This window comes from Pseudomonas sp. SWRI51 (assembly GCF_014268825.1).
Lineage (GTDB): Bacteria > Pseudomonadota > Gammaproteobacteria > Pseudomonadales > Pseudomonadaceae > Aquipseudomonas > Aquipseudomonas farsensis.
Genome location: NZ_JABWRG010000127.1, coordinates 1 through 12596 on the forward strand (window position 1 = coordinate 1; position 12596 = coordinate 12596).

At 60.8% G+C, this 12596-nt stretch carries 12 protein-coding genes; 2 read left to right on the forward strand and 10 right to left on the reverse strand.

Going from position 1 to position 12596, the window contains the following annotated elements:
* Positions 1-203: 203 nt before the first annotated feature.
* The 8 genes from HU720_RS22480 to ppsA form a co-directional block, all read right to left on the reverse strand.
* Positions 204-1241: an OmpA family protein gene (locus HU720_RS22480; RefSeq protein WP_186523053.1), complete on the reverse strand. Its 1038-nt coding sequence runs from the start codon at positions 1239-1241 to the stop codon at positions 204-206.
* 110 nt (positions 1242-1351) lie between these two features.
* Positions 1352-1918, reverse strand: a complete 567-nt coding sequence (gene sigX, locus HU720_RS22485) for an RNA polymerase sigma factor SigX (RefSeq protein WP_186523073.1) — start codon at positions 1916-1918, stop codon at positions 1352-1354.
* A gap of 111 nt (positions 1919-2029) precedes the next feature.
* Entirely contained in the window at positions 2030-2854 is an 825-nt protein-coding gene (locus tag HU720_RS22490; RefSeq protein ID WP_186523057.1) for a mechanosensitive ion channel domain-containing protein, read from the reverse strand.
* Positions 2855-2856: 2 nt separating this feature from the next.
* Entirely contained in the window at positions 2857-3120 is a 264-nt protein-coding gene (locus HU720_RS22495) for a CrfX protein (protein WP_186523058.1), read from the reverse strand.
* Positions 3121-3197: 77 nt separating this feature from the next.
* A complete protein-coding gene (locus HU720_RS22500; protein ID WP_186523059.1) occupies positions 3198-4193 on the reverse strand; it encodes a zinc transporter ZntB in 996 nt (331 codons plus the stop codon).
* A gap of 27 nt (positions 4194-4220) precedes the next feature.
* Complete coding sequence (gene rraA, locus HU720_RS22505; protein ID WP_186523060.1) at positions 4221-4712, reverse strand: ribonuclease E activity regulator RraA; 492 nt, start codon at positions 4710-4712, stop codon at positions 4221-4223.
* Positions 4713-4787: 75 nt separating this feature from the next.
* Positions 4788-5798: an alpha/beta fold hydrolase gene (locus HU720_RS22510; RefSeq protein ID WP_186523061.1), complete on the reverse strand. Its 1011-nt coding sequence runs from the start codon at positions 5796-5798 to the stop codon at positions 4788-4790.
* A 142-nt stretch (positions 5799-5940) separates the two neighbouring features.
* Positions 5941-8316 carry a phosphoenolpyruvate synthase gene (gene ppsA / locus HU720_RS22515; RefSeq protein ID WP_186523063.1) on the reverse strand — a complete coding sequence of 792 codons (2376 nt, stop codon included), beginning with the start codon at positions 8314-8316 and terminating at the stop codon, positions 5941-5943.
* Between the two features lie 180 nt (positions 8317-8496).
* On the opposite strand from ppsA, the gene HU720_RS22520 reads away from it, so the two are divergent.
* A complete protein-coding gene (locus HU720_RS22520; RefSeq protein ID WP_186523065.1) occupies positions 8497-9315 on the forward strand; it encodes a pyruvate, water dikinase regulatory protein in 819 nt (272 codons plus the stop codon).
* Between the two features lie 7 nt (positions 9316-9322).
* Here the strand turns inward: HU720_RS22520 and HU720_RS22525 are convergent, their stop codons facing one another.
* Both HU720_RS22525 and HU720_RS22530 read right to left on the reverse strand, forming a co-directional pair.
* Positions 9323-10399, reverse strand: a complete 1077-nt coding sequence (locus HU720_RS22525; protein ID WP_186523067.1) for a glycosyltransferase family 4 protein — start codon at positions 10397-10399, stop codon at positions 9323-9325.
* Positions 10400-10412: 13 nt separating this feature from the next.
* The gene (locus tag HU720_RS22530; RefSeq protein ID WP_186523069.1) at positions 10413-11564 is read right to left on the reverse strand and encodes a hypothetical protein; all 1152 of its coding nucleotides are present in this window, start codon (positions 11562-11564) and stop codon (positions 10413-10415) included.
* A 245-nt stretch (positions 11565-11809) separates the two neighbouring features.
* Here HU720_RS22530 and HU720_RS22535 point away from each other — a divergent pair, with 245 nt between their 5' ends.
* Positions 11810-12463 carry a hypothetical protein gene (locus tag HU720_RS22535; RefSeq protein WP_186523071.1) on the forward strand — a complete coding sequence of 218 codons (654 nt, stop codon included), beginning with the start codon at positions 11810-11812 and terminating at the stop codon, positions 12461-12463.
* The last annotated feature ends 133 nt before the right edge of the window (positions 12464-12596 follow it).

Below are 12596 nucleotides of genomic sequence, written 5' to 3' on the forward strand. Positions count from 1 at the left end.
TGCTTCGCAGCCCTTTCGCGACACAAGGCCGCTCCTACACAATCAAAAGCGACTTGCCCGAAACCATAGAATCTCCCTCTGTGGGAGCTGGCGACAGCCTGCGATGAGGCCAGTGCAGGCTCTTGAAAACACCTTTCAGGGCTCGAATCCCAGGCAAAGAAAAACCCGGCCGAGGCCGGGTTTTTCATGAAGCTTTAGACCAATTACTTGGCTTGGGCTTCAACCTGAGCTTCTACGCGACGGTTAACGGCGCGGCCAGCTTCAGTGGCGTTGTCGGCGACCGGACGGGTCTCACCGTAGCCAACCGATTGAACACGGTTCGATTCAACACCGTATTGCTGGGTCAGGACTTGCTTGACAGCGCTGGCACGACGCTCGGACAGCTTCTGGTTGTAAGCGTCTGGACCCACGGAGTCAGTGTGACCTTCCACGGTGGTGGTGGTCTGTGGGTACTGCTTCATGAAGTCAGCCAGGTTCTTGATGTCGCCGTAGCTGTTAGGCTTGACGACCGACTTGTCGAAGTCGAACTTGACGTCCAGCTCAACGCGAACGACTTCGGCAACAGCCGGGCAGCCATCAGCGTCAACGGTAACGTTGGCTGGGGTGTCAGGGCACTTGTCGACGTTGTCGCAGACGCCATCGTTGTCGCTGTCGGAGCAAACTTCTGCAACTGGAGCAGGAGCGGCTGCTTCGGAGCTCTTCGGGCTACCGCCGAAGTTCAGACCAACACCAACGCTTGGAGCCCACTCGGTGTCGCCCTGGTCGATGTTGTACTGAGCTTCAACGCCGGCACGGGCGTAGAACATGTCAGTGATGTACCACTTGGCGCCAGCGCCAACGTTGGCGAAGGTGGACTGGTTACGACCACCACGGCCAGTCTGGCCCAGGGACTGGTGGGAGAAACCAGCCGACACGTACGGACGGATAGCGTCGTACGGGTTGTTGAAGTGGTAAACGGCGTCCAGGGCGGTGTTCGAGCCCTTGATGTTTTTGCCGTCTTCGCCACGAGCGTTGTGTACTTCGTCGTAGCCCAGGCGCAGTTCAACGTCGTCGGTCAGGAAGTAACCGATCGAGCCGCCGAACAGGTTGCCGTCGTTTTTGAAGTCGCGCTGGCTGTCGAAGAATTCTTTCTTGTAGAAGCCTTCGACCTCAACGGCGCCTTGACCTTGTGCCATAGCGCCGAACGAAGCGGCAGCTACAAGCGAACCAATGGCCAAGCCCAAGGTGTTTTTCAGTTTCATCCGTTAAATCCCCATCTGGTGATAGTTAAGCAGTCCCACCAAAATCCGGGGGACAACTCGACGGCAAGTCTAGCAGACCTCGCCGATTCGTATGAGTAATTTGCGGGCCACTAAGTTTCAGCGAAACCTGCAAATTTCTCCCGTAGCTTGTCGAGCGCACGTTTGTAACGCATTTTCGTGGCGCTCAGGCCCATGTGCATGATGTCGGCGATCTCCTGGAATTCCAGCTCTGCGACAAAACGCAGCACCAGGATTTCGCGGTCGATCGGGTTGACGTGCACCAGCCATTTATCCAGCCCGCCTTTTTCTTCGGGCTTCGGTGCCTTGTCCTCGGACGCCTCTTCAACGGGGTCCAGGCTCAAGGCATCCATCAGCCGTCGCTTGCGCCGCTCCTTGCGGTACTGGGTAATGCATTCGTTGTAGGTGATGCTGTAGAGCCAGGTCTTGAACTTGGATTTACCCTCGAAGTTCTTCAACCCGTACAGCACCTTGAGCATCACCTCCTGACAGACATCGTCAGCGTCCCGGTCGTTCCCCAAATAACGTGCACACACGTTGAACAGCGTGCGCTGGTAGCGCCGCATGAGTTCTTCATAGGCGCGGGTAACGTGAAAAAGCTCCTCATGCGAACGCGCCACCAACTCCTCGTCGGTGAGTTCGCGTGGGTCATAGCGCATGGGCGGCGTATGGACTTTATTCAAAACGGATCGGGCCGACAGTCAGGTCAATGTCGCCGCTCAGCCCCAAGGGCCGATTTTGCGGCGGCATACATTAACAGCTTTGGGCTATCAGCGGCTATTCACACGCTGCTCGAGTAACACACGATTGGACAGCGACACCAGCTCACCCTCATCGGTGAGCAGGGTTGTCTTGACCGTCCCGATCTCCTCGATGTGGCCTTCGACCTCGCCAATCTGCACGTGCTGGCCTACCTGGAACAGTTCACGCACATAGATGCCGGCCAGAATCTGCCCGGCAATTTCCCGGCTACCCAGGCCCATCGCCAGCGCAACGGCCAGACCAACGGTAATCAAACCGATGACAATGACATGGTTGAGCAGGTCAGTCTTGACCTCCAACTGGCTGATTGCCACCGAAATACTGATGATGATGACCAGACCCTGGACGATACGGCCAAGCCCTGCGGAATACTCCAGGCCAACGCCTTCGGCAGCGCCGCGGACCAAACCGTTGGCCACTTGTGCCAGCAGCACGCCGGCCAGCATCACCAGGGCGGCACCGAAGACCTTCGGCAGGTACAGGGCGAGCATGTCCAGGGTCGCCGAGACGCGTTCCAGGCCCAGCGATTCGGCCGCCGAGACGAGGAAGATCAGCAGTACGAACCAGTAGACGATCTTGCCGATCAAGGTAGAGATCGGCACTTGGATGCCAACCCGGGCGAGCATCTTGGTCAGCCCGGTGCCGCTCATCAGACGGTCCAGGCCAAACTTGGCGAGCACCTTGGAAAGCAGTGTGTCGAGCAGTTTGGCGACGACAAAACCCAGCAGCACCACGACCAGCGCGCCGAACAGGTTGGGGATGAAGTTCGCAACCTTGGTCCAAAGGGCAGTCATGGCAGTGACCAGGCTCTGCGTCCAGAGATCGAGTTCCATATTCAATCGGCCTTATCTACAGTGCTGCCAGCGGCAGGTTTGCGGGTAGCGTTACGACGCACCGGCGCAACGTGCGCCGAGCCATTGTTCAAAGCGATCATCAGTGCCTGGCTCCAACGGCCCAGCAGACAGAACAGATCGCCCGCACCAACCTGACGGTTGGCGGTTTTCAGGACCCGCCCAAGGCACGCGGCGTCGTCACGGTCTTGGCCGGACGGCGATGCCTTGAGCAGGTCACGCAGGGATTCTTCAAACGGATCGTGCATGGGCACCTCACGCAATGTCAGTCAAAGACGAGGTCGCCGCGCAATGGGTCACAACATTGCTCACCGCAGCGCACACCTCATACCCAGCGCAACCTGCGGAACAACCACCACTGCCCGGCCGCCATCCCCAGCACGATCAGGCTGGCAAACAGGAAGCCGTAAGGGCTGTTGGCACCCGGAATACCGCCGACGTTGATACCCAGCAGCCCGGTGACGAAGCTCATGGGCAGGAAGATGCAGGTAATGATGCCAAAGCGGTACATGGTCCGGTTCATGCGCTCGCTGCGCCGCCGGTCCTCACTTTCGAGCACCAGCGCTGCGCGCTCGCGGGCCAGTTCCAGCTCCTCGAGGTAGCGAATCAGGCTGTTGTTCAGTTCGTTCCAGTAGTCGGCGTCGGGGTCGGCGAACCAACTGCACTTGTTACGTGAAAGCTGGGCATAGATGTCGCGTTGCGGCGCCAGGAAACGGCGCAGGCCAGCGGCACGCCGCCGAATCTGCTGCAAGGCACCTTGCTCCGGGCTATACCGTTCGTCGGTTTCTACCTTTTCTTCCTCTATGTCTACCTCTTCGGACAGATCGCTGACCAGCGCCTGGACCTTTTCGGTAAGCAATTCGCCCATCACCAGCAACAGTTCAGAGGCCGATTTCGGCCCCCTGCCCTCGTCCAGCAGTTGCAGGATTTCGTCACTGGCACGCAGCGGGCGCAAACGCAGCGAGATCACCCGCCGCGCCTCGGCGAAGATGCGCACCGACACCATGTCTTCGGGTTCGGCGCCAGGGTTGAGGTTGACCCCACGTAAAAACAGCAGCAATTGATCACCCGCCATCTGCAACAGGCGCGGACGGGTGTTTTCTTCCAGCAACAGGTCGCAGGCGAACTCGCTGATGCCACTGCTGTGCAACAACCAGGTACGGGTTTGCGGATGGCTGCGATCCCAGTGCAGCCACAGGCTTTCGTGCGCCCGCAGCTGCAAAGCGTCAAGCTCGGTACGGGCAATGGAGCGCGCGCCGCCTTTGCCATCGAGCACCAGGGCATGCACCAGGCCCCACTGCGCGTTGTCTTCCTCGAACATCAAAGCTCCATCAGCGCGCGCGGCGCGTCACTCCGGCATTTTCAGCGGGGTTGGCGAAACGATCACGCCGTTGTTGTCGGCATAGATGTATTCACCAGGGCGGAAGGTAACGCCGGCAAAGGTCACGGCGATATCCAGCTCGCCAACGCCGCGCCGGTCGGTTTTCATCGGGTGACTGGCCAGCGCCTGCACGCCCAGGTCGGTCTGGATAAGCACATCGACATCGCGCACGCAGCCATAGATGACCAGCCCTTCCCAGCCGTTCTTGGCGGCCTTTTCAGCCAGCATGTCACCCAGCAGCGCCCGACGCAGCGAACCGCCGCCATCGACCACCAGCACCTTGCCCTTGCCGTCGAGTTCGACCTGCTCCTTGACCCGGGAGTTGTCTTCGAAGCACTTGATGGTAACGATCTGGCCACCGAACGAGTCGCGGCCACCGAAGTTACTGAACATGGGTTCGAGCGCCTGTACCAGCTCTGGATAGGCATCGCACAGGTCGGGCGTTACATAATGCTGCATGGCAAGCTCCTGGCAGTGACAACGAAAGCGAACATGGGGCAAGGCTACACCGGGCAAGGTGCGAGCGTCACCCGCTCAAACGGTGCTGGCCGTATCAGGCGTTGCCAGCGGCTGCGCCACGACCGTCGAGGGGTGCACGGGCAACTGCGGGTTGCTCAACCAGCCGCTTACCAGCGGCCACACCTGGGCCTGCGCGGCCTTGCTGACCAGCATGTCGACATGGCCAAAGGCCTCGAAGCCTTCCTCGCGCCCCAGGCGCAGGAACTGCTTGCTGTCGCCGCCGAACTGCTCGAACAGCTTGCGGCAGGCCCATACCGGGTCCTGGAAGTCGCCGGCACCGGCCACCGCCAGCAGCGGCACCTGCACCTTGGCCAGGCCCGCCCACCAGTCGTTGCCCTTTTCGCCAAAGCGGCCGAACAGGCCGTTCCAGCGCAGGCTTTCGAGCGCCAGGCCAATGGGTTCGTCTTCCGGGCCGCGCTTGAGGCGCGAACCGGAAATATGCGCAAAGCGCTTGATCACAAGCTTTGCGCCCCAGGCCACCGGCGGCACTTTCAACGGCCAGTAGACGCGGCTGACCTGGGCGCCAAACAGCGCAGCACTGGCCACCCGGTCTGCGCCCAGATAGCCACCCCCCAATGCAGCGGCAAGGGTAGTACCGCCCAGCGAGTGGCCCAGCCAGTGCGGCGCCTGGCCGGCCTGTTCGCGGACGAATGCGCCGATCACCGGCAGATCGTAGTGGGCGTAGTCGGCAACGCGGTTGTGCTGCCAGTTGCGATTGCGCGGCGACAGGCCATGGCCGCGCATTTCCGGGATCCACACATCGAAGCCTGCGCGGGCCAGCGTGGCGCCCAGGCCAATGCCTTTGGGCGAATACCAGAAACGCCGGTTGGAAAAGCTGCCGTGCAGAAGGATCACCGGCACGCCTTGGGCCTGGGCCTGATCGGCCAGCCCCAGGCGGGTCACGGCAAGCTCTACACTCACGTCAGGACTGTTGGCGGCCTTGATCCGGTAGACATCTTCGCTGAGGTCGCCACGGCGCTCGGCACTGAGCAACGCGACGGGGAATTGGGTGCTGCTGCTTTGCATGGATTCACAACGATTGAAGAGTTACGGCATGAGACAGAACGAGGGAGCCTAATGCCTGTCAGTTAGTCCCATCGCGGTGGCTCGGAATGCCGAACCACCGCGATGGGCCGCAAAACGGCCCGATGGGCTTAACTGACTGGCATCAGGCTGGAGCCTGACCCTCGGCCAGGAAGAACCAGGTTTCAAGCACCGAGTCCGGGTTCAGCGACACGCTTTCAATGCCCTGCTCCATCAGCCACTTGGCCAGGTCCGGGTGGTCCGACGGGCCCTGGCCGCAAATACCGATGTACTTGCCGGCCTTGTTGCAGGCCTGGATGGCGTTGGCCAGCAGCTTCTTCACCGCAGGGTTACGTTCATCAAACAGGTGGGCGATGATCCCTGAGTCGCGGTCCAGGCCCAGGGTCAGCTGGGTCAGGTCGTTGGAACCGATGGAGAAGCCGTCGAAGTACTCGAGGAATTCTTCAGCCAGAATGGCGTTGGACGGCAGTTCACACATCATGATCACGCGCAGGCCGTTGTCACCGCGGGCCAGGCCGTTTTCGGCGAGCAGGTCGATAACCTGGCTGGCTTCGCCCAGGGTGCGCACGAACGGCACCATGATCTCGACGTTGGTCAGGCCCATTTCATTGCGCACACGCTTGAGCGCACGGCACTCAAGCTCGAAGCAGTCACGGAACGATTCGCTGATGTAACGCGAGGCCCCACGGAAGCCCAGCATCGGGTTTTCTTCTTCTGGCTCGTAGAGCTTGCCGCCGATCAGGTTGGCGTACTCGTTGGACTTGAAGTCCGACAGGCGCACGATGACCTTTTTCGGGTAGAAAGCCGCAGCCAGGGTGCTGATGCCCTCGACCAGCTTCTCGACATAGAAACCGACCGGGTCGTTGTAGCCGGCGATGCGCTTGTCGACGCTGTCCTTGAGCTCTGGCGGCAGGCCTGCGTAGTTGAGCAAGGCCTTGGGGTGCACGCCGATCATGCGGTTGATGATGAATTCAAGGCGCGCCAGGCCCACCCCTTCGTTGGGCAGTTGGGCGAAGTCGAAGGCGCGGTCGGGGTTGCCAACGTTCATCATGATCTTGAACGGCAGGTCCGGCATGGCGTCGACCGAGTTCTGCTTCACATCGAAGCCCAGCTCACCTTCGAAGATGAAGCCGGTATCGCCCTCGGCGCAGGACACCGTCACGCCAAGGCCGTCCTTGAGGACTTGCGTGGCGTTGCCGCAGCCAACCACAGCCGGGATACCCAGCTCACGGGCGATGATCGCGGCATGGCAGGTGCGCCCGCCACGGTTGGTGACAATGGCGCTGGCGCGCTTCATCACCGGTTCCCAGTCCGGGTCGGTCATGTCCGAGACCAGCACGTCGCCGGGCTGGACCTTGTCCATTTCCGATACGTCGTTGATCACGCGGACCTTGCCGGCACCGATGCGCTGGCCAATGGCGCGGCCCTCGACCAGCACCTTGCCCTTTTCCTTGAGCAGGTAGCGCTCCATGACATTGGCGCTGGCGCGGCTTTTGACCGTTTCAGGGCGAGCCTGAACGATGTAGAGCTGGCCATCGTCACCGTCCTTGGCCCACTCGATGTCCATCGGGCGCCCGTAGTGCTGCTCGATGATCATGGCCTGCTTGGCCAGTTCGTTGACTTCGTCATCGCTCAGGCAGAAGCGCGCGCGCTCGGCGCGGTCCACTTCAACGGTTTTCACCGAGCGGCCGGCCTTGGCTTCTTCGCCATAGACCATCTTGATCGCCTTGCTGCCCAGGTTACGGCGCAGGATGGCCGGGCGCCCGGCCTGCAAGGTTTGCTTGTGTACGTAGAATTCGTCCGGGTTGACCGCACCCTGCACCACGGTTTCACCCAGGCCGTAGGCACCGGTGATGAACACCACGTCACGGAAGCCCGATTCGGTGTCAAGGGTGAACATGACGCCGGCGGTGCCGGTTTCGGAGCGGACCATGCGCTGCACGCCTGCCGACAGGGCGACCAGTTTGTGGTCGAAGCCCTGGTGCACACGGTAGGAAATGGCGCGGTCGTTGAACAGCGAGGCAAACACCTCTTTTGCCGCGCGAATGACGTTGTCGACGCCGCGGATGTTGAGGAAGGTTTCCTGCTGGCCGGCAAAGGAGGCGTCTGGCAGGTCTTCGGCGGTGGCAGAAGAACGCACGGCAACGGCCATGTTGTCGTTGCCGTTGGCCATTTCGGCGAAGGCGGTGCGGATTTCAGCATCCAGGCGCGCTGGGAATTCGGCTTCCATGACCCACTGGCGAATCTGTGCGCCGGTCTTGGCCAGGGCGTTGACGTCATCGACATCCAGCGCGTCGAGCGCGGCGTGGATCTTGTCGTTGAGGCCGCTCTGCTCGAGGAAGTCGCGGTACGCCTGAGCCGTAGTGGCAAAGCCGCCCGGTACCGATACGCCGGCACCGGCAAGATTACTGATCATCTCGCCCAGGGATGCGTTCTTGCCCCCCACATGCTCTACATCATGGACGCCGAGCTTATTGAGGGAAACTACGTACTCAACCAAGGTATCTCTCCACTAACGGTGTTGGATAAGCTCAAGGGCGCCCGCCTGCCTGGCAAGGAGACTGGGCCGGACGCTTGTGGCCTGGACCTGGAAAATAAGTGAGAATGCCGAGCAACCGCGTTCGGCAAACCGAACCTATCATATCCAGAAATATTCAGCAGCTTAAGGCCCCTGGCGCAAATGAAACGATCCGCGTTCTTCATCTCCGACGGTACCGGCATCACTGCAGAGACCTTGGGGCAAAGCTTGCTCGCGCAATTCGAGAGCATTCCGTTCAACAAATTCACCCGCCCGTACATCGATACCCTCGAGAAAGCGCGGGCAATGGTCCAGCAAATCAACGCTGCCGCCGAGCGCGACGGGGTTCGCCCGATCATTTTCGACACCATCGTCAACCAGGACATCCGTGAGGTCATGGCCACCTCGAACGGCTTCATGATCGACATTTTTTCGACGTTTTTATCCCCGTTGGAACAAGAATTGACCGCCCATTCGTCGTATTCGGTGGGCAAGTCGCATTCCATCAGCGGCAACTCCAACTATATGGAGCGCATCGAAGCGGTCAACTTCGCCCTGGATAACGACGACGGCGCCCGCACCCATTATTACGACAAGGCCGACCTTATTCTGGTAGGCGTGTCGCGTTGTGGCAAAACCCCGACGTGCCTGTACATAGCCATGCAGTTCGGCATTCGCGCGGCCAACTACCCGCTGACCGAAGAAGACATGGAGCGCCTGCAATTGCCGGCGGTACTGAAAAAGTACCAGCACAAGCTGTTCGGCCTGACCATCGACGCCGACCGGCTCACCGCCATCCGCCACGAACGCAAGCCCAACAGCCGCTATTCGAGCTTTGCCCAGTGCGAGTTCGAGGTCCGCGAGGTGGAGAACCTGTTCCGCCGCGAGAACATCCCCAATATCAACTCCACGCATTTCTCGGTTGAAGAAATCTCGGCGAAGATTCTTGTCGAGAAAGGCGTGGAACGGCGCTTCAAGTAGGCAGGCCTCAGGGCGCCGCGCAGCCCTGCCGCAGGCCAGGCAAAGCGTGGCCTGCCTCGGACGTGGCGATCACTTGCCGATAGCGGCCCACATACGCCTGGGCCATATGTTGCGCACAAAACCGCTGCACAAAACGTGCGCGGATGCCTGCAGGCGACAACTCGCCCAAGCGGCCAAAGGCTTCAATGGCCGCCCGTTCGTCATCGACGATGAAACCCGTTACCCCGTCATCCACCACTTCGGGTACCGAACCGCAACGAAACGCGATGACCGGCGTCGCGCAGGCCATCGCCTCGATCATCACCAGGCCGAATGGCTCGGGCCAATCGATCGGGAACAACAGCGCACTGGCACCTGACAAGAAGTCCGCTTTTTGCGCCTCGCTGATTTCACCGATGTAGTCGACATGGGGCAGCGCGAACAGCGGCTCGATCTCGCGCCGGAAATAGTCTCGATCGACCTCATCGATCTTGGCCGCAATCTTCAATTGCATGCCACAGGCTTGGGCGATCCGGATCGCCTTGTCCACGCCTTTGCCCGGCGTGATCCGGCCCATGAACGCCAGGTAGGTGCGCGCCTGCTGGCGAGGCACCAGTAGCGTTTCCGGCAGGCCGTGGTAGATGGTACCTACCCAATTGGCCCCAGGCAGCGCCCGGCGCTGCGCGTCCGATATCGATACGAGCGCTGCCTGCTTGAAGCGACCATAGACAGCCTGCTCCTCCCGACACCCTATCGCCCCATGCAGGGTCGAGATGAATGGGGTCCGCTGGCGGCTGAACAGGGCCAGAGGAACATAGCCGGTATGAAAATGGAGAATGTCGAAACGCTCGGCGTTATCGAGCAGATCCTCCAGCATCAGCAGATGCGGCGCGATACAGTCCTCGATGCTACTGTCCAGGCGCAACGCTTCGGGCCAACTGGCCTGCAGGGTGGCGCGGGTGATGGAATCACCGGATGCGAACAGCGTAACCTCATGACCGAGGTCCACCAGCGCATCACTCAAGTAGGACACTACCCGCTCGGTCCCCCCATAGAGTTTCGGCGGTACAGACTCGAATAAAGGTGCTATCTGCGCGATTTTCATGATGACCTCCTGGCTACAGTGGTGTCCGGCTCAACCCTGGGCGCACTGCGCGGCAAGTGCCCTCTTCGAGCCATTTGGCGATATGCCCGGCTACGGCTATGGCGCCATCAGTGCCGAAGCGGGGAATCAACCCCGTCGCGGCACCCGCCTGCACCTCGCCAAGTCGGCGGATCGCCACACCCAGCGACGTGACCAGGCGTGAAAAACCGTCAGCGGTGGCGAACGAAGTCATGGTTCGCTGCAACGTTTCGAGGCACTGCAGTTCAGGGGCGAAGTAATCGACCTTGTGCCCCAATGCAGGCCAGTCAAGGTACGCATCCACACAACCCGCCTCGCGCAGCAATTGCAGTTGCTGGCCTTGGGACGCATTAGCCGGAGGGAGCCACAGCGTTGGCGCCCCATAGGCTGCTGCTTCGAAGATGTTCCCAAGCCCAGGGGTGCATAGCGCGAACTCGCAGCGTTGCAGGTGCTCGGCGATCTGCGCAGGTGTTTGGGTTTGTGCCTTGGCCACTCGCCCAGAGGTTGCCTGACTGGTCGCGACGGTCAATTGCGTGCCCGCAGGCAGCACGTTGCCCACAGCCTGCACGAGGCGCTCGGCGTACTGATCGAGCACCGCACCATTCATGTATGGATTTTTCAAGCCACCCAAATTGACCAGAACCCGACCTTTGCTACGTTCAACGCCAACCGTACTTGGGGCCGAAACCAACGGCGGCACGACCTGCACTGCATCAGCACAGGCCAGCATCGCCAGGCGCTCCCTGACACCCATGAAGTCCTGTGCAAGGTACAGCGCCATGGGGTGGCTCATGATTCGGCAGAGCTGGCCCCAGTGCTCTCCTTTGCCCCAGAACCACAGCAGCGCATCGTAGAAGACAACCCGTCTGCCCATTTCCAGTGCCAACAGGGCCAGCTCAGTATCCATGGCGGTCACCAATACATCGCAAGACGCGATGGCTTGGCGCCAGCTTGGCCCGGCTTCCGGGCTGAGGGTGTGCATGCTGTGAAAAAGCCTGCGCTCCTGCAACTCGCCCGAGTGGCAACTGCCTGCAAAGGAAAGCTCGCCGAGCCCCGCCAGATGAGGGGCTATCGCGCTGATCGCGGCAGCCGGGCCAAACCCGAAGGGCTGCGCGTTCAGCAACAAGCGAAAAGGTCGATTGGGCATGATGCTCCACCTGGAGGAAAGTTGATGCCCACAACTCGACCGCATCGTCGAAACACACTGGCTTGAGCGCAGTTAAAGGCAGAACTCAAGGGGCTGTCACCTGACAGAGTTACCAGGCGTTGTTCAATCCCGAGTATCTGCGTGATGCAACTCCCACGCCCACGCACGGTCGGAACGCCGGCGCTGGCGCCTACCAGAGGTGCGTCATACAATCGCGCGCCACGAAATTCACAAGGAGGTGTTGCATGTCGAGTTTGATGAAGGGTGCCGCAGTGGGCGCTCTTGCCGGTTTGGCCATTCCTGTAGCGGGGCTGTCCGGGCTGGCCACCGCAGGGCTGGGTCTGGCGATGCTGCTGGCGCTGTTCGATGTTGGCCCGGCGAAAATGCCCTACGCTTCGCTATGGCAACTGCTGACCAGCGGCACCATGCTGGCGCTGATTATCGCGGCGGCCATTTTCACCGTGGCGTTCCGGTTTCTTGCCAAGCTGCAGGTACAAAGCAAGGCGCTGGTCGCCCGCATCAATGCCAGTGAAGGGTTGGCGCTGGACGCCGGGCACCTGCTGGGCTATCCGTCGCCGGGCTTTCTGGTGTTCGATCCGCAAAACCGCAAAGTGGCCGTCTGCTCGCTGATCGACGACAGCTACCGCATTCATGATTACTCCTGGGTTATCAGCTGGCGGGTGACCTGGCGCGAATCCGAAAGTATGGAAATGGGCGGCGGCACCCGCCCGGTCAATGGCACCGGCATGAGCGCCCCGAGCTTCGAACGCACCGTGCGGCTCAAGGATTTCGCCATCGAACTGACCGTGGCCGACCCCAACCAGCCACTGCTCAAGTTCCCGATGAGCCGCAAGGCGACGCATGTCTGGACTGCGCGGCTAGCAGCGTTTTTCAACTGACGCAGGCACCGGGGTGGTTTGGCATTTCAAGCAAGGCCTTTGCTGTGTCCGGGGATATTCTATGGTTTCGGGCAAGTCGCTTTTGATTGTGTAGGAGCGGCCTTGTGTCGCGAAAGGGCTGCGAAGCAGCCCC

What these genes read in the sequence shown, in the direction of transcription:
- HU720_RS22530 (WP_186523069.1), bottom strand. Translation starts at nt 11,564, where the DNA reads ATGCCCAATCGACCTTTTCGCTTGTTGCTGAACGCGCAGCCCTTCGGG.
- HU720_RS22495 (WP_186523058.1), bottom strand. Translation starts at nt 3,120, where the DNA reads ATGCACGATCCGTTTGAAGAATCCCTGCGTGACCTGCTCAAGGCATCG.
- HU720_RS22480 (WP_186523053.1), bottom strand. Translation starts at nt 1,241, where the DNA reads ATGAAACTGAAAAACACCTTGGGCTTGGCCATTGGTTCGCTTGTAGCT.
- HU720_RS22535 (WP_186523071.1), top strand. Translation starts at nt 11,810, where the DNA reads ATGTCGAGTTTGATGAAGGGTGCCGCAGTGGGCGCTCTTGCCGGTTTG.
- HU720_RS22520 (WP_186523065.1), top strand. Translation starts at nt 8,497, where the DNA reads ATGAAACGATCCGCGTTCTTCATCTCCGACGGTACCGGCATCACTGCA.
- sigX (WP_186523073.1), bottom strand. Translation starts at nt 1,918, where the DNA reads ATGCGCTATGACCCACGCGAACTCACCGACGAGGAGTTGGTGGCGCGT.
- HU720_RS22500 (WP_186523059.1), bottom strand. Translation starts at nt 4,193, where the DNA reads ATGTTCGAGGAAGACAACGCGCAGTGGGGCCTGGTGCATGCCCTGGTG.
- HU720_RS22490 (WP_186523057.1), bottom strand. Translation starts at nt 2,854, where the DNA reads ATGGAACTCGATCTCTGGACGCAGAGCCTGGTCACTGCCATGACTGCC.
- HU720_RS22510 (WP_186523061.1), bottom strand. Translation starts at nt 5,798, where the DNA reads ATGCAAAGCAGCAGCACCCAATTCCCCGTCGCGTTGCTCAGTGCCGAG.
- rraA (WP_186523060.1), bottom strand. Translation starts at nt 4,712, where the DNA reads ATGCAGCATTATGTAACGCCCGACCTGTGCGATGCCTATCCAGAGCTG.
- HU720_RS22525 (WP_186523067.1), bottom strand. Translation starts at nt 10,399, where the DNA reads ATGAAAATCGCGCAGATAGCACCTTTATTCGAGTCTGTACCGCCGAAA.